Here is a 16,358-nt window from a genome sequence, read left to right as displayed (position 1 = left end):
CCCATGACCGCATTTACAACCCGCCCTGAAATCCTCGGTACGTTCGGTGTCGTGACCTCGACTCACTGGATCGCCTCCTCGGTCGGTATGAGCATTCTCGAAAAAGGCGGTAACGCCTTCGATGCAGCTGTTGCCACGGGCTTCGTGCTTCAGGTTCTCGAGCCGCATCTGAACGGTCCAGGTGGCGATATGCCTGCCGTGATCTATTCGAAGAAAAAGGACAAGGTCGAGGTCATCTGCGCGCAGGGCCCGGCTCCCGCCGGTGCAACCATTGAGCACTACAAGGGCGAGGGCATCGATATCATCCCTGGCGATGGCCTGCTGGCAACCGTCATTCCCGGAGCCTTTGACGGCTGGATGCTGATGCTGCGCGATTACGGCACGATGAGTGTTCGCGAGGTGCTTGAGCCTGCCATCCACTATCTGGAAAACGGCCATCCGCTTCTGCCGCGTGTCTCTGCCTCAATTGCAGGTCTGGCGCATTTCTTCCAAACTGAATGGCCGACGTCTTATGAGACATGGGTGCCTGGAGGCGCCGTGCCGCAGCCGCTCTCGAGCTTCAAGAACCCAGTGCTTGCCGAAACCTGGAAGCGGATCGTCAAGGAGTCGGAAGCCAAAGGTGACCGCGAAGCCGGTATCGAGGCGGCGCGCGATGCCTTCTATCGTGGCTTTGTTGCCGAGAAGATTGGTGATTACCTGGCTGACGCCGAGGTGATGGATGCGAGCGGATCGAGACACGGGGGCGTTTTGACTGCTGATGACATGGCAGGCTATCAGGCAACCATCGATGCGCCGACGACCTATGACTACCACGGCTGGACGATTGCCAAGACCGGCCCTTGGGGGCAGGGCCCGGTGCTGTTGCAATCGCTGGCGCTGTTGAAGGGTTTCGATATTGGCAAGATGGATCCGACTGGTCCGGATTTCGTCCACACCGTCGTTGAGGCGATGAAACTCGCTTATGCCGACCGTGAGGTTTACTACGGAGACCCGGAATTCGCGCAGGTGCCGGTGCAGACCTTGCTGTCGGACGCTTACAATGATGAGCGCCGAAAGCTCATTTCGGACAAGGCATCGATGGATTTGCGTCCCGGACTCGTGCCGGGATTTGAGAACCAGCGCGATCTGACGCTTTCGATGCTCAACTCCATGCAGGGGATCGGTGCGGTCTATGAACCGACCATGTCGCATCTGACAGAAAAGCGTGGTGATACGGTTCATATCGATGTCATCGACCGTGAGGGCAACATGGTCTCGGTTACCCCGTCCGGCGGCTGGCTGCAAAGCTCGCCTATCGTGCCAGGCCTCGGTTTCTGCCTGAATTCCCGCGCGCAGATGTTCTGGCTGAAGCCGGGTCTTCCAACATCACTGGCCCCCGGCAAGCGCCCCCGCACGACGTTGACGCCGTCGCTTGCACTCTTCGAGGGCCGCCCGACGCTCGCATTCGGAACGCCCGGTGGCGACCAGCAGGACCAGTGGCAGCTTTCCTTCTTCCTTCGTTACGCCCATTTCGGTTTGAACCTGCAGGAAGCGATCGATCTGCCGCTCTTCCACACATCGCACTTCCCGGGGTCTTTCTATCCGCGCACTCGCCAGCCGGGCAACGTGATGATCGAGACCAGCGTCGGCGAAGACGCGCTGCGCGAATTGCGCAGCCGCGGCCATGACGTGACGCCTGCCGAGCCTTGGACCGTCGGTCGTCTGACGGCAGCACGACGCGATCAGGATGGGCTGCTTCGTGCAGCAGCAACACCGCGCCTGATGCAGGCCTATGCTGTGGGGAGATGAGCCATGACGACCAAACGGCAAACCTCCAACGAAACAGTTCTGCGTGTCAAAAACCTGACGACTTCTTTCAAGGTCGATGACGAATGGAAGACCGTGGTTCGCGGTCTCTCTTTTGAGGTGAAGGCCGGAGAAACGGTCGCCATTGTCGGAGAAAGCGGTTCGGGCAAAAGTGTCACGTCGCTTTCGCTGATGCGGCTCCTTGATCCTTTGGTCAGCCGGATCAAAGGCGAGGTCGAACTGAGCGGCAAATCGATTTTGTCGCTCTCCGAAAAAGAGATGCGCCATGTGCGCGGCAACGATGTCGCTATGATCTTTCAGGAGCCGATGACGTCGCTCAATCCCGTCTTCACGGTGGGGCGTCAAATCTCTGAGGTATTGATCCGACACAAGGCGATGAGCAAAGCGGAGGCCAGGGCCGAAACCGTCAGGCTTCTGGAAAAGGTGCGCATCCCAAATGCGGCCAATCGTTTCGATGAGTATCCGCATCAGTTTTCCGGCGGCATGCGTCAGCGCGTCATGATCGCGATGGCGCTGGCTTCAAAGCCGAAGCTTCTGATCGCGGACGAACCGACGACCGCATTGGACGTTACCATCCAGGGGCAGATTCTCGACCTGATCAAGACCTTGCAGGAAGAAGACGGCATGGCGGTCCTCTTCATCACTCACGATATGGGTGTCGTCGCCGAAATTGCAGACCGTACCATTGTGATGTTCCGTGGCGACCAGGTCGAAACCGGTGATACAGCGGATATCTTTCATCGGGGCAAACATCCTTACACACGTGCGCTTCTAGCGGCAGTGCCAAAACTTGGCTCTATGGACGGGCATGGCCGCCCCTTGCGCTTTCCCAAGGTCGATATGCAAACGGGAGAGGTGGGCGAGAGCGTCGAGGTAGCGGACACCGTAGACGGTGGCCTGACGCCAGTTCTCTCCGTGAAAAACCTGGTGACCCGTTTTCAAATTCGCTCAGGCCTGTTCGGTCGGGTGACGGGCGCGGTTCATGCAGTGGAGAACATCAGCTTCGATCTGTTTCAGGGCGAGACCCTGTCGCTGGTGGGTGAGTCCGGCTGCGGCAAGTCCACCACGGGGCGTTCCATCACCCGGCTGGTAGAGCCCGAGGCGGGCAAGGTTTCGCTCGACGGTTATGACGTCCTAAGTCTAGATCCAACCGGACTTCGATCGCTTCGCAGAAGCGTGCAAATGATCTTTCAAGACCCATTCTCCAGCCTTAATCCACGCATGAGCGTCGGTTCTGCTGTGGCGGAGCCGATGATAAAGCATCGCATTGCCTCGCCGTCCGAGGCACGCCGTAAAGCTGCGGAATTGCTGGAGAGAGTGGGATTGTCGCCGGCAATGATGGAGCGCTACCCGCATGAATTTTCAGGTGGTCAACGCCAGCGCGTTGCCATTGCACGCGCACTGGCACTCAATCCAAAAGTAATCGTTGCCGACGAAAGCGTTTCGGCTCTCGATGTGTCCATCAAGGCGCAAGTTTGCAATCTGTTGATGGATTTGCAGGAGCAGTTTAAGATTGCCTTCCTCTTCATCAGTCATGACATGGCGGTGGTCGAGCGCGTCAGCCACCGGGTTGCTGTGATGTATCTCGGCGAGATCGTCGAAATCGGACCGCGCTCCGACATTTTCGCCAATCCGCAGCATCCATATACCAAGAAGCTGATGGCCGCCGTGCCTGTACCCGATCCGGCTCGTCGCGGTATCAGGCGTGGCGCCGGTACCGATGAACTCAAGAGCCCGGTTCGTCCTGTCGGATATGTGCCGCCGCCGCGTGAATATCGCGAAGTGTCGCCCGGACATCTGGTCTTGGCTTGAGCCATAGCTGGCCTGGCTCGCAAAAGGGATTCCGGCTGGTGATTTTCCTCAGCCTCGGGTAAGTCCGATGCGGGGCTTTGCGTGGGAGACGAACCGTGAGCGATTTGGACAGGAAGCGTGCCGAGCGGCTCATGCGAGAGGCCGATCTCGATGCCTTGGTTCTGTTCCAGCCGGAGGCATTCCAGTATGCGATCGGTGCTCCCGCAGGCGTTGTCACCATGTGGGGCAGGGCCGGTGCCGCCATTGCACTCGTGCCGGAAAATGCTCAGCGACCGCTTGCAGCCATCGTCAGCGACCATGCGGCTCCGATGGTTAGGCAGAGGGCGCCAGAGATCGAAATCCGCACGCATCGCATCTGGATCGACGTGGTTGATATGTCAGGCGTCAAGGCGATCTGCGATATCGACGAGGCATATAGACGGGCTGGTATAGCGGGAAAGCGACCTGAGACTTTTGACCGTGCGACGTGCTTCAATCTCCTCTCAGACCTCTTGAGGGACCACGGCCTCACAAATGCGAAGATCGGCATCGATCTCGAGTTCATGCCCGCGGCGGATTTCGAGGCGTTGAAACGCTCCATTCCTGCCGTTCACTGGGTCGATGGTTCCTTGGTGCTGCGACGGTTGCGTGTCGTCAAAACAACAAGAGAAATTGAAAGACTGACGCGGGCCGCGATTGCGGCAGAAGCTGGGTTGAAGCGCATGATGGAGGCTGTTTCTCTAAACGCCTCCGTGCCCACTCTGTCTGCTGCCTGGAAAGCGGGTGCGCAGGAATCTGCCAAGGCGGGCGGTTTTTCGCTAAGTGGCCATTGGGATTATATCTCCGTTGGAGCAGACCTTTCCGACGGTGCGGCTAAAGTCACGCCCGGAGCGCTGATCAAGGCCGATGTCGGCACGCTGGTTGATGGTTACTCATCCGATGGTGCGCGCACGATGACCTACGGTCCGGCACCGTCTATGGCGCAAGATATTTTCCAGGCGCTTGAGACTGCCTTTCATGCAGGGCTGGAACAGATCAGGCCCGGCAACACGTTCGGCGCGGTGCATGATGCCATGCTCCAGTCCATGCGGCGCGATGGGTTCGGGGAGTATTACCGCGGACACTTCGGCCACTCGGTTGGCGGCGGCGTCGGCATTGAGGAATGGCCGTTCTTCTCGGCAGGCAGCCTGGAAATCATCGAGGCTGATATGGTCGTTGCGCTTGAAGCGCCTTTCTATGGGCAGAACTTCGGGGCACTGATGATCGAGGACCAGTTTCTGGTGACGCCCAACGGCACGCAATGCATGAACAGCTTGCCACGACATCTTCTTGATCTTGCGAAGGTTTGAATCTGACCGGAATTCGGTCAGACGCATCCTATTGTCTATCTGTCTTATCGCTCGAAGGGCTCTCCGAGAGAGGCGACGCCATTAAGTTTCAACAGCCGCCTGTTGGCCGAGATGATGCCAAGTACGATGATGGTGACAAGGTAGGGCAGGCTGGAGAGGAGCTGCGAGGGCAGTTCCACGCCTGTTGCCTGGGCGGCAAGGCTCATCAGCGAGACGGCACCAAACAGACATGCGCCGAGAAAGATGCGGCCTGTCAACCAAGTGCCGAAGACGACAAGTGCGATTGCGATCCAGCCACGTCCGGCAATCATGCCATCGGCCCAAAGCGGCGTGTAGACGACGGAGGCATAGGCGCCGGCAAAGCCAGCCAGCAAGCCGCCGAACGCGATAGCTGCTACACGCACGCCGATGACAGAATAGCCAATCGCGTGTGCAGCCTTGGGGTTTTCACCGACAGCCCGAATGACAAGCCCCGTCTTGCTGAAGGTGAAGCCAGCCCAGATGGCGAGCGTTAGGAGAAGCGAGAGCCAGACCACGATATCCTGCACGAAAAGACCGCCGATGCCGGGAAGATCGGAGAGGCCAGGAATGGCAATTTTCGGCAGCCCCCTGACGGTCAAGCTCTCGTAGGTCTTGCCGAAGAGAGCCGAGAGGCCCTGGCCCAGAATACCGATGGCAAGGCCGGTTGCGACTTGATTGGCGCGAAAACCGAGCGCAACAAGCGCGAAGACGAGGGAGAGGAGGACACTGATAAAGCCGGCTGCGAGGAAGGCCAGCACATGACCGCCACCATGATAGACGACGATAAAGGCGATGACCGCACCGAGTGCCATCAGTCCTTCCACTCCGAGATTAAGGACGCCGGCGCGTTCGACGACCAACTCGCCCAATGCTGCGAGCAGGAAGGGTGTCGCTGCTGCCAGCATGCCGGAGAGGATGAAGTCTATGGCGTTCATACCGGCCTCCGATCTGCGGGTTTTGGCCATTCCAGGCGGTAGCGCACGAAGGCGACTGCGATGAGATAGGTGACCAGCAGGCTGCCTTGAAACACTCTCACCGCCGCAATCGGCAGTTCAGCCGAAACCATGGCATTGTCACCACCGATGTAGATTACTGCCATTACCAGCGACGACAGAATAATGCCGATAGGATGCAATCCGCCGAGATACGCAACAATGATGGCGGCATAGCCGTAGCCGGTGGAAATCGACCGCTGCAATTGCCCGATTGGCCCGGCCACTTCCGCCGCGCCCGCGAGACCAGCAGCAAAGCCGCCGATCAGAAGCGAAAGCCAGATGGCGCGGCCCTGGCTGAAACCGGCATACTCTGCTGCACGGGGAGCAAGGCCGCCCACTTGCAACTTGTAGCCCAGAAAGCTTTTCTGCATGAAGATGTATGCCGCGAGCGACAGAACGATCGTGAGCGGGAAGGACCAGTTGACGCGTGTACCCTCGATCAGGATCGGGACCATGGCGTCATACTGAAACATCACCGATTGCGGGAAGTTGAAGCCGTTAGGGTCTTTCCATGGACCAAGCAGGAGATAGTTGAGCACCTGCGCCGCAACGAGGCTCAGCATCAAGGAGACGAGGATTTCGTTGGCGTTCAGTCGCACACGCCAAAAGGCTGTGATCGCGGCCCAGAGCGCGCCGCCTATGGCACCGGAAAGCAACATGGCGGGCCAGATCCAGCCTCCGGTCGCTTCCGGATAATAGATTGGAATGGCCGATGCGAAGATCGCCCCGAGGATGAATTGCCCCTCGGCGCCGATATTGAACACCTTGGCGCGAAAGCCGATGGCAAGTCCCTGTGCGATCAGTAGCAGCGGCCCCATTTTCAAAAGCACCTCGGAAAAGGAGGCCCATGACAGGAATGGCTCAAGCAGCATGGCGTAGAAGACGGCTGCAGGACTTTTGCCCATGGCGGCGTAAAGCGCAAGATTGATCAGTGTCGCGATGGCAAGCGCTACGAGTGGCGCAATGATCGTCGCGGTCAAAGACGCACGCTCTCGGCGCATAAGGTGAGGGAAGGCCTTCATGCGGACAGCTTTCCGGCAGAGGAGATTTCGGTGGATGCAACGGTATCTGCGCCGATCATATAGCGTCCTACATCTTCGACCCGGGTCTCGGAGGTGGTGAGCGAGGGGCTGAGCGTTCCGGCATTCAACACCTGAATACGGTCGCAGATTTCGAAAAGTTCTTCGATTTCCTCGGAAATGACCAGGATCGCCATGCCGGCATTACGCAAGGCAATCAGCTTTTGGCGGATAGCCATGGCGGCGCCGATATCGACACCCCAGGTGGGTTGAGCGACGAAGAGGAGTCTTGGTCCGAGCATGATCTCGCGGCCGACGATGAACTTTTGCAGGTTGCCGCCGGATAGCGCGCCGGCCTCCGCCTCGGGCCCCGGTGTGCGCACATCAAAATCGCGAATGCAGGCCTCGGCGAAGGCTTTTGCGCCAGCCTGATCTATAAGACCGGACTTGAGCAAGCCGAGTGGATGAGCGGTCAGAAGCGCGTTGAGGGTAAGCGACAGTTCCGGCACGGCACCGCGGCCGAGGCGATCTTCCGGCACGAAGGCGAAGCCTAGTGTGCGGCGGGCCGCGGAATCAAGACGTCCGACATCCACTCCCATCATGAAGATGCGATCTTTTGCCTCGCGCCCAAGCCGGGTTTCTCCGGAAATGATGGCAGATAGTTCTGCCTGACCATTGCCGGAAATCCCTGCGATGCCGACGATTTCTCCCGATTTTACTTCGAGGGTCACACGCTTCAACGGCACAGCGAACGGGTCGACAGGCGTATGGTCGAGACCGATCAACTCGAGACGCTTCTCGCCGGTTTCGGCGACGGTCGCGGTTTTGATTTCCGGCATGTCACGACCGATCATCATGCGGGCGAGATCATGCGCGTCATGCTCGCGCGGGTCGACATGGCCGGTGACTTTGCCGCCGCGCAGAATGGTGGCGCGGTCGCAGATGGCGCGGATTTCCTCAAGCTTATGAGAAATAAAGAGGATGGAGACGCCGCGCTCGCGCAGACGCTTCAGTGTATCGAAAAGTTTTTCGACCGCTTGCGGCGGCAGCACCGACGTTGGCTCGTCAAGGATAATGAGCTTCGGGTCCGTCATCAGGCAACGGATGATCTCCACACGCTGCCGCTCGCCGACCGAAAGCGCATGCACATGGGCAAGCGGATCGACATCGAGGCCGAAATCACGTCCGAGTGACCGCACCCGCGCGATGAGGTCGCTCTTCCTTCCGGGGACGACGAGTGAGATGTTTTCGACAACCGTCAGCGTCTCGAATAGTGAGAAATGCTGGAAGACCATGCCGATGCCCTGGCGGCGAGCCTCGGCGGGTGAGGCGAGCCGGATCGGCTCGCCGCGCCATGTTACTGTGCCCTCGTCCGGCGTTTCCACACCATATATCAGCTTCATCAGCGTGGATTTGCCAGCGCCGTTTTCGCCGAGAATGGCGTGGATCGAATGCTCCGCCACGTCCAGATCGACCGCCTGATTGGCGCGGATCTGGCCGTAGCTTTTAGACAGGCCGCGCAGCGACAGCAGTGGAGCTTTCGCTTGATCGCCAGGGCCCGACGCGGTGAGGGCGATTTCAGGCATGTCCGATTACTTCGGCAGCGGCGTCTTGACGCCCTTGACGTGCCAGTCCATGGCAACGATCTCCGCATCTGTCAGCGTCTTGCCAGCTGCCACACCTTCTTTGCCGTCGGCCTTCGTGATCGGGCCAGTGAAGGGCGAGAAGCTTCCATCTGCAATCTTCGCTTCAGTTGCCTTGATCTTCGTCACCATGTCTGCAGGTACGTTGGCATTCCAGTCGACGACTTCGACGACTTTATCAGCCATGCCGAGGAAGGCATTGGCACCTTTGAACTTTCCGGCAAGATGAGCATCGACGGATGCCTTGAAGAAGGGCGACCAATCGGTCGCGACGCAGCCGAGATAGGTCTTCGGCGCGTAGCTCTTCATCGACGAGTTAAGATTAAACGCGTAGACACCGGCCTCCTCGCAGGCCGAGATCACGGAAGGCGTATCCTGTGCGTTAGAGAAGATCACATCGCAACCTTGCGAGATCAGCGCCTTGGCCGCTTCCTGTTCCTTTGCAGGGTCGAACCAGGAGTTCACCCAGACTACGGAAACCTCGATATCGGGCTTGACCGCTTGTGCGCCGAGGGTGAAGGCGTTGATGGAAGTGATAAGTTCCGGAATGGCGAAAGCCGAAACTGAACCGAGCTTGCCTGACTTCGTCAGTGCGGCAGCTGCCATTCCCATCAGATATGTGCCCTGGAAATATTTCGCCGCGAAGGGCGAGAAGTTTGGCGCGACCTGGAAGCCGGATGCATGCAGGACGGTTACGTCCTTATTGCGGCGAGCGATTTGTAGTGCGCCGTTCTGATAGCCGAAGGAGCCAGCGATCAGGAACTTGTTTCCGTCGGCTACGGTCTTGTTCATGATGCGGTCTGCATCGGGGCCTTCGGCGATATTCTCCAGAACAGTCACCTTCACCTTGTCTCCGTAGGCCGCCTTGATCGGCTCGAGGCCGGCGGCCAATGCATGGCCCCAACCCACATCGCCGATTGGCGAAGGAACGACGAGCGCAATGCCGAGCGGCTTGTCTGCCGCAAATGTGGCGCGCGCGCCGATCGCGCTGGCAAGACCTGAAAGTGCGACGCCTTTTAGGAGCGTGCGGCGGTTAAGCGAGTTGATCATGGTGGGTTCCCCTTGTTGATTGTGTCGTTTCAAAAATCGATTGTCGCCAACGCCGCTTCTGCGTCGGCAAAGAGTTTTCCCTCGTCCAGTCCGGGAAACTCGCCTTTTGCCCAAACGATACGTCCATTGATCATGGTCATGTCCGTCGGCATGCCGATGCCGACCTTGGCAATCAGGCTCAGAGGATCGTGGCGGGTGCCGACATAATCCATGCGGCGGGTGTCGATGGCGAAAAGATCGGCGGCCATGCCGGGCGCAAGACGACCGATGTCGGTGCGACCGAGGAGCTGAGCGCCGCCTGTCGTCGCATAGCCAAGGAAATCGGCCGGTGCCGGCACAGGGTGAGCGCGCGTCGAAGCGGCGAGGCATTGCAACATATAGGCGGAATGGATGCAGTGCATGAGGTTGGAATTGTCGTTCGAGGCAGCGCCATCGCAGCCGAGGCCAACAGGTACTCCCAACGCGCTCATAGCCGGAATGTCGGTGACCTCCGCGCCGACGAGGTACACGGGCTCAGGGCAATGGGCGACGCCTGTGCCGGATGCTGCCATGGTGCGTAATTCGTCATGGCTCAGTTCCCAGCAATGAGCGTAGAAGGTGTCCGGTCCGGCAAACCCCATCTCGTGCAGATAATCGACCGTGCGGAGGCCGTGGCGTGCTCGGATCACTTCGCTCTCGCCTTCACCGACATGGGTGTGCAGTCTCACGCCTTTGTCCCGCGCAAGGCGAACCGATTCCACGAAAGTTTCGCGGTAGCCGTTGACCGGTTGGCAGGGTGCAACCACGACTTGGCGCATGCTGAAGGGTGCGGCGTCGTGATATGTGTCGATTAACCGGGCGCAGTCGGCGATGAATTCGTCCGTCGTCTCCCGCATCTCATCGGGAATGGTGGAGCCTTCGGATTTCGGTAGCGAATTGCCTCCGCGACCGGCGTGGAAGCGCATTCCGAACAGATCAGCCGCGTCGAATTGCCGGTCGATCAGCCTTTTGCCGGCATGGCGCGGGAAATTGTACTGGTGATCGAAAGCCGTCGTGCAGCCATGCTTGATCATCTCGGCCATGGCTGTAACCGACGAATGATAGAAGCAGTCCTCGGTCAGCCGCGCGAAGATCGGGTAGATTCGATCAAGCCATTCGATGACCGAGAGTTTCGTCCAGTCGAGTTCGGCACGATTTCGCACGAAGCACTGAAAGAAGTGGTGGTGCGTGTTGACTAGGCCAGGATAGACGAACCATCCAGTGGCATCGGTGATCTCGGTGTCTTCAAGAAGGACACCGTGCGCAAGGTTCTCGCCGATGGCCTTGATCGCCGGACCTTCGGTCAAGAGATCGACATTGCGGCGAACGGTCATGCCATTGCCGTCGTTGACAATCACCGCAGCGCAATTTTTCAGCAAATGCCCAGCCATGCTCGTCACGCCTCTGCCGTTTCGCTCACCGCTGGCATCTCATGCGGATCAGGTTTCAACTCGTGCAGGCGATGGATGCCGGGCATCTCGATGAAGCCGTCTAATGATCTGATGGCGCGCATCCACAGGCGCATGGAGGGATAGGCATCGAGAGATACGCCGCCATCGGGGGCGAGTGCCACATAAGGGAAACAGGCGATATCGGCGATCGTGGGTGAGTTGCCGACCACAAATGCCTCGCCCTTCAGCCGTTGCTCGAAGAGGGCCGCTTCCAGCTCCCTGAGTGCGATGACGCCGCTTGAACGAAAGGCATCTATATCGCCCGGACGATGCAGCATTTCCTGCAAGCGCGCTCCGCCGAGACTTGCGGTGAGGCGAGCGGAGAAGGAAAGCCATTGCTGGATGCGGGCAGCTATCGTGGGCTCGCTGCTGCCGAGCCATGCGGGTGCCGACTTGCCTGCGATGTAGACGAGGATGGCGCAGGATTCGGTTAGAACGAGGTCGCCGTCCACGAGGATCGGAATCGAGCCTGCCGGGTTCAGTGCCAGCAATTCAGGACTGCGATGTTCTGCACCCGGATGAAAATCGACCGCACGAAGCGTCAGCTTGATGCCAGTGAGTGCGGCCATTAGGCGCGCTTTGTAGCAACTCGGCGAGAGAATATAGTCGTAAAGGATCATTGGGCTACCAGCTGTGCGCCATAGGTGAAGTCGTGGCGCTTCAGCCAGCGGCGGTAAGCGACGGAGGTAAGATCGGCGCGGGTGGGGATTTCCATGCCGGGATCGAGAGGTAGGCGGCGTGGAATCTGGTTTTCTAGAATCGAGCGGTCTTGCAGAAAGATCATTTGCTGGAAATGGATGAGATCGGTCATCGGCGTCTCATCGTCATAGAGCGCCATCCACGGCCACACGTCACAGAGCTCCTCCGTCAAAGGTTGAACGAACAGCGTGATCACGTCCCATTCACCAGGCTTCGGTGGGCAGGTCTTGTAGAGCACCGAGCACGTTGGCGCCGGCACCCGGTACATGTATTCCGTCGTGATGCCACCACTGGCTGATTTTGCCGCCTGCGGCTGGTAGAATTTCACCTGCGTTGCCCAGACTTCGTCAGCATCCTCTCGGATTTCTACCTTGTAATTCTCCACCTCCGTATGAGGCTCCGAACCCAGAACGTCGGTGTGAACGAAAGGGAAATGCGCGATATCAAGGAAATTCTCGACAGCGCGCAATGGCGAACAGCGCACGCGCACGACGCCGACATCGACCAGTCGACGGCCAGGCTGTTCTGCCTCGGGAATGTCGAAAAGTGGTTTTTCGGGTGTGCCGAGAGAGGACCAGACATGCCCGTACCGCTCCGTCACAGGAAGAGCGCGCCCGTCAGCGGTCATGACCGACGCCTTGCCGTCGGCGGTGTAGCAGACGCGGATTGCCTCCCCCATTAACAGGGTTTCCTGCCCCTCAGGCTGAAGCCTGCTGATCAGGCCGACGGGATACCATTGATCGATCATCGCGGAATGGCTCATGCGGTCTCTCCCTGGTGTTCGAGGGCCTCGGCATGGCGACGGATTGCCTCCAAAGCATGTGATGCGGCAACTTTCTGAACCAGCGTGGCGCCGCTCTCGATCAGCAGATGAACGAGGATCGTACCGTCTTCACCAGATGGCGCCAGCAACAGGCGAGCCTTTGTTCCATCGACCGCCCACTCGATAGCGTCGCCTACCGAAATGCTGCCAATGCATGCGGCGAGTGTCTGCGGCTTTGCGGAAAGTGCTATGCTGCGCAGCCCCGTCATGCCGTCATGTGCGGGCACGTCACTGCGCTCGTCGCTGGCCGACACCCAGATCACTCCGTCGCGTTCGCTCGTTTGATATGTCGCGACACGAATGGCGTCGGGCGGCGCTAGGCTGGGGTGCGCGGGGATGGCAAGGCATTGACCGGTCTTGCCGTAGCGCCAACCATGATAAATGCACGACAGCGCCTCGCCGCGAACGAAGCCATGGGAAAGCCGCATTCCGCGATGTGGGCAGCGATCGGCAACCGCTGAAACCGTACCGCCCTGCGATCGCCAAAGGGCCAATGCAGCTGTGGCGATACGTGCAGGAATGACGGATGCCTCCGGCAAATCCGTCGATAGCGCGACGGGCGTCCAGGCCGGGGAGATATCCTGAGGCATTTCAAACTTCCGAGTGATTTTAGAGGCTTAGCCCCAGAGTATAGGTGGCGACAGCGCACAGGATCGTACGACATCGTCGATACGTTTGCATAAAATTTTCGCACGCGCAACTATGACTGATATTTACGCAAACGCTATTTTGCAGCAGCGATACACTTTTCCATCAACGGCTGTTCAGACGCTTTCATTTACAGCTTCCACGCGCTGAATATCGTCTACCCAGACGCTGATAGGACCCAGAGAGCATCCCATTTCCATGGCGTCGATCAGTTCGAGCGGCCCGGTAAGGATAAGATCAATGCGCGTCTGATCAGCATGATGGATTGTCTGTCTCAGGCCCAGCTTAGCGGCGTGGCGGTTAATCCAGGGCAGAAAGCTCGCCGTGTCCAGACTGCCAAGAATTATCATCCGCTCACTGCGAATGGCTGAGCCTGCGTCCCCCAGATTTTCCGGGGCAGGGAACTCATGATGAGATGTAGCCATGATCAAGTTGGTCCGTGATGCATTCGAACGGGCAGTGAGGGCTGTTCTCCCAAGATCGGCGCCTGCGCGCAAGTGCGAAGTTGCTCGCTCTTATCTTGTGCTATGTATGACATTCTGGACTGGTTCGACACACGCCGGTCACCCTACCCCTTGCTAGACTATGCAATCATGTAGCGTGTGGAAGCCGACCGGTTTTTGCCTGCGGGCAATTGGAGTAGCGCTTGGCGAAGACCGCCTGTCCCTATGCGGTCTTGCGTTATTCGGAGCCTGCGAGCGCAAGAAGTCTCAAATTCTTATGCGCACTGGCACGGCCTTCGACGCAGGCGTTTTGGAAAGCTCATCATGGTGATCGATAGCAACAAGAACGTTAGCTTCAGGATAATAGGCACCAATCGTTCCTTTCGGAAGATTGTGTTCCCTGACCTTAAGCCCTGCAAGTTCACGGTCCACGCCGTCGTCAAAGTCGCTGACAAGGGTGACAACTTGCCCCTCGGACAGCCCGGCTGACTGTATGTCCTCCCGACACATCAAGAGCACGTCTCGGGTACCTTCGATACCGCGGAAGCGATCCGAATAGCCGTAGATCGTTGTGTTGAACTGGTCGTTCGACCGCATGGTGATGAGCCGATAGCGACCATCGGCATCATCGAAGGCCAATGCATTCAACTGCTTTGGTGTTGTAAAGACCGCCTTTTTCTCTTCGGTTTTCCAGATGCGGTTATGTGCTGCGTTGCCGCGATAGAAGCCTCCTGGCTCGAACATGCGTTCATTGTAGGCGCGGAACTCTTCTGGGTAGGTCGCTTCGATGAGATCCCGGACGAGGCCGTAGTCGCCCGTCCATTCATCCCATTTGAGTTTCGGATTGGGGGCGACCGCCGCCTTTGCAATCCCTGTCACGATGGCCAGTTCGCTTTTTAGATGTTTCGAGGCGGGCGTTCTTTTGCCAACTGAGCCGGAGATATGCGAGAAGCTGTCTTCGGTGGTCACAGACTGCGCACCAGAGGCCTGCTCGTCGCGCTCAAGACGTGAGAGGCACGGCAGAATATAGGCTTTCCCGCCGGGGAACAGATGACTGCGATTGAGCTTGGTGGACACGACGACCGTCAAATCCTGGCTTGCCCATGCCGCTTCCATCGCTTTCTGGTCCGGGACTGCGCGAACCAGATTTCCCCCAAGTGAAATGGTCGCTTTGATCTTCCCAGCCATCATGCCTTTGACCGCATCCACGATCGTCGTGCCGTCTTCGGTTGGCGGATCGAAGTCGAACAGGGTTTTCAGCTTGTCCATCGGAATAAGCTTGGTTTTCTCTGCTATTCCGACTGTACGTTGTCCCTGGACGTTGGAGTGGCCGCGGACCGGGCAGCATCCTGCGCCCTCTCTACCAATATTTCCCCGCAACAGAAGCAGGTTCACGATCATCGCGATGTTCAGAGCGCCTTGGGAGTGCTGGGTCAAGCCCATTCCGTAGACGCCGATCACGCGTTCGGCAGCGATGTAAAGTTCACCCGCGCCGCGCAAGGCTACCTCTTTCAGTCCGCTCTCCCGCTCGATTGCCGACCATGGCGTGTCTCGAACGAGATCGATAAAGCTTTTCAGTCCGACGGTATGCTCCTCGATGAATGTGATATCGAGGATGCGTGGAGTTCCATCGCGGAGAGCTGCGTCATCCGCTTCGACAACGACTTTGCAGAGACCCAGGATCGCGGCAATATCTCCTCCCGCTCTGACCTGAAGATATTCGTCCGAAATCTGCGTTTCGTGACCCGTCAGCATGTCCACCGGGCTTTGCGGGTTGACGAAGGAAACAAGCCCCTGTTCGACGACGGGATTGAACGTCACAATCTTGGCGCCCCGCTTCTTTGCTTCCTGTAGCGGATGAAGGAAGCGCGGACTATTGGATCCAGGGTTTTGGCCGAAGAAGAAAAAAGCGTCGGCTTTGTCGAGGTCATCCCAGACAATCGTGCCGACGGGCGAACCGATGACCTTATTCAGGCCGACGGACGTCGTTTCATGGCACATATTCGAGCTTTGAGGCAGGTTGTTGTTTCCATACGTCCTGGCAAGGAGGGCGTACAGGTAAGATGCCTCAAGTCCCGCATGTCCGGAGGAGTAGAAAACGACGCTTTCATGCGGAAGCGATTTCAAAGTCTGACCAATGTCATTGAATGCTTCCTCCCAGGACACCTCCACATAACGGTCGCTTGTGCTGTCGTAACGCAATGGATGCGTCAGTCGCCCAGTCTGCTCAAGGTCATAGTCTTTCCATTCTCGAAGGTTGTTGACCGTGTGATCGGTCCAGAAGTCTGGTGTGCAGCGGGCACTGGTCAAATCCGATATTGTTGCCTTTGCACCGTTTTCGCAAAACTCGAATGGGTGATAATTGACCGGTTTCGGCCAGGCGCAGGATACGCACATGACGCCACCCGGCTTGTTTTGCCGGGCCAGTTCTTCAAGCACCATTGGGGATGGTTTGTCGTCGCCCAGGATGCGCGCAATCGACTTGACTGATCCCCAACCACCGGAGGGACCTTCAGACTCGGGATTTGGGATCGTATCGGTCATGGCGTTCTTCCAATCATGCGACAGAAAGGCGCTCTGTGAAGAGCACCTTATGGAGGCT

13 protein-coding genes are annotated in these 16,358 nt (G+C 58.3%); 3 read left to right on the top strand and 10 right to left on the bottom strand.

The window, feature by feature from the left end:
* The first annotated feature begins 3 nt into the window (after nt 1–3).
* The 3 genes from QZ869_RS17565 to QZ869_RS17555 all read left to right on the top strand — a co-directional run bounded on the left by QZ869_RS17565 (nt 4) and on the right by QZ869_RS17555 (nt 4,946).
* Nucleotides 4–1,788, top strand: a complete 1,785-nt coding sequence (locus QZ869_RS17565; protein ID WP_296106261.1) for a gamma-glutamyltransferase family protein — start codon at nt 4–6, stop codon at nt 1,786–1,788.
* Between the two features lie 3 nt (nt 1,789–1,791).
* Entirely contained in the window at nt 1,792–3,618 is a 1,827-nt protein-coding gene (locus QZ869_RS17560; RefSeq protein ID WP_296098463.1) for an ABC transporter ATP-binding protein, read from the top strand.
* Nucleotides 3,619–3,713: 95 nt separating this feature from the next.
* Complete coding sequence (locus QZ869_RS17555; RefSeq protein ID WP_296106259.1) at nt 3,714–4,946, top strand: Xaa-Pro peptidase family protein; 1,233 nt, start codon at nt 3,714–3,716, stop codon at nt 4,944–4,946.
* 44 nt (nt 4,947–4,990) lie between these two features.
* On the opposite strand, the gene QZ869_RS17550 is transcribed toward QZ869_RS17555, so the two are convergent.
* From QZ869_RS17550 to QZ869_RS17505, 10 genes are all read right to left on the bottom strand, one after another.
* The gene (locus QZ869_RS17550) at nt 4,991–5,902 is read right to left on the bottom strand and encodes an ABC transporter permease (protein WP_296022096.1); all 912 of its coding nucleotides are present in this window, start codon (nt 5,900–5,902) and stop codon (nt 4,991–4,993) included.
* A complete protein-coding gene (locus QZ869_RS17545) occupies nt 5,899–6,984 on the bottom strand; it encodes an ABC transporter permease (protein WP_296106257.1) in 1,086 nt (361 codons plus the stop codon). Before QZ869_RS17545 ends, QZ869_RS17550 begins: the two co-directional genes overlap by 4 nt.
* Nucleotides 6,981–8,567 carry an ABC transporter ATP-binding protein gene (locus QZ869_RS17540; RefSeq protein ID WP_296106255.1) on the bottom strand — a complete coding sequence of 529 codons (1,587 nt, stop codon included), beginning with the start codon at nt 8,565–8,567 and terminating at the stop codon, nt 6,981–6,983. Before QZ869_RS17540 ends, QZ869_RS17545 begins: the two co-directional genes overlap by 4 nt.
* A 6-nt stretch (nt 8,568–8,573) precedes the next feature.
* Nucleotides 8,574–9,671, bottom strand: a complete 1,098-nt coding sequence (locus tag QZ869_RS17535) for a BMP family ABC transporter substrate-binding protein (RefSeq protein WP_296106585.1) — start codon at nt 9,669–9,671, stop codon at nt 8,574–8,576.
* A 32-nt stretch (nt 9,672–9,703) separates the two neighbouring features.
* The gene (locus QZ869_RS17530; protein ID WP_296106253.1) at nt 9,704–11,083 is read right to left on the bottom strand and encodes an amidohydrolase; all 1,380 of its coding nucleotides are present in this window, start codon (nt 11,081–11,083) and stop codon (nt 9,704–9,706) included.
* 5 nt (nt 11,084–11,088) lie between these two features.
* Nucleotides 11,089–11,763: a glutathione S-transferase family protein gene (locus QZ869_RS17525; RefSeq protein WP_296106250.1), complete on the bottom strand. Its 675-nt coding sequence runs from the start codon at nt 11,761–11,763 to the stop codon at nt 11,089–11,091.
* Nucleotides 11,760–12,605, bottom strand: coding sequence for an aromatic ring-hydroxylating dioxygenase subunit alpha (locus QZ869_RS17520; protein WP_296106249.1), 846 nt, complete (start codon nt 12,603–12,605; stop codon nt 11,760–11,762). Before QZ869_RS17520 ends, QZ869_RS17525 begins: the two co-directional genes overlap by 4 nt.
* A complete protein-coding gene (locus tag QZ869_RS17515) occupies nt 12,602–13,255 on the bottom strand; it encodes a Rieske (2Fe-2S) protein (protein ID WP_296106247.1) in 654 nt (217 codons plus the stop codon). Before QZ869_RS17515 ends, QZ869_RS17520 begins: the two co-directional genes overlap by 4 nt.
* Before the next feature lie 174 nt (nt 13,256–13,429).
* The gene (locus tag QZ869_RS17510) at nt 13,430–13,663 is read right to left on the bottom strand and encodes an acylphosphatase (RefSeq protein ID WP_296022180.1); all 234 of its coding nucleotides are present in this window, start codon (nt 13,661–13,663) and stop codon (nt 13,430–13,432) included.
* A gap of 360 nt (nt 13,664–14,023) precedes the next feature.
* Entirely contained in the window at nt 14,024–16,300 is a 2,277-nt protein-coding gene (locus tag QZ869_RS17505; protein WP_296106245.1) for an FdhF/YdeP family oxidoreductase, read from the bottom strand.
* Nucleotides 16,301–16,358 lie beyond the last annotated feature (58 nt).

Origin of the sequence: uncultured Agrobacterium sp., assembly GCF_913777885.1 — a bacterium.
In the GTDB taxonomy this organism is placed as follows: Bacteria; Pseudomonadota; Alphaproteobacteria; order Rhizobiales; family Rhizobiaceae; genus Agrobacterium.
This window is presented reverse-complemented; position numbering and strand designations above follow the sequence as displayed.

What these genes read in the sequence shown, in the direction of transcription:
- QZ869_RS17560 (WP_296098463.1), top strand. Translation starts at nt 1,792, where the DNA reads ATGACGACCAAACGGCAAACCTCCAACGAAACAGTTCTGCGTGTCAAA.
- QZ869_RS17540 (WP_296106255.1), bottom strand. Translation starts at nt 8,567, where the DNA reads ATGCCTGAAATCGCCCTCACCGCGTCGGGCCCTGGCGATCAAGCGAAA.
- QZ869_RS17525 (WP_296106250.1), bottom strand. Translation starts at nt 11,763, where the DNA reads ATGATCCTTTACGACTATATTCTCTCGCCGAGTTGCTACAAAGCGCGC.
- QZ869_RS17545 (WP_296106257.1), bottom strand. Translation starts at nt 6,984, where the DNA reads ATGAAGGCCTTCCCTCACCTTATGCGCCGAGAGCGTGCGTCTTTGACC.
- QZ869_RS17510 (WP_296022180.1), bottom strand. Translation starts at nt 13,663, where the DNA reads ATGATAATTCTTGGCAGTCTGGACACGGCGAGCTTTCTGCCCTGGATT.
- QZ869_RS17530 (WP_296106253.1), bottom strand. Translation starts at nt 11,083, where the DNA reads ATGGCTGGGCATTTGCTGAAAAATTGCGCTGCGGTGATTGTCAACGAC.
- QZ869_RS17520 (WP_296106249.1), bottom strand. Translation starts at nt 12,605, where the DNA reads ATGAGCCATTCCGCGATGATCGATCAATGGTATCCCGTCGGCCTGATC.
- QZ869_RS17515 (WP_296106247.1), bottom strand. Translation starts at nt 13,255, where the DNA reads ATGCCTCAGGATATCTCCCCGGCCTGGACGCCCGTCGCGCTATCGACG.
- QZ869_RS17550 (WP_296022096.1), bottom strand. Translation starts at nt 5,902, where the DNA reads ATGAACGCCATAGACTTCATCCTCTCCGGCATGCTGGCAGCAGCGACA.
- QZ869_RS17565 (WP_296106261.1), top strand. Translation starts at nt 4, where the DNA reads ATGACCGCATTTACAACCCGCCCTGAAATCCTCGGTACGTTCGGTGTC.
- QZ869_RS17505 (WP_296106245.1), bottom strand. Translation starts at nt 16,300, where the DNA reads ATGACCGATACGATCCCAAATCCCGAGTCTGAAGGTCCCTCCGGTGGT.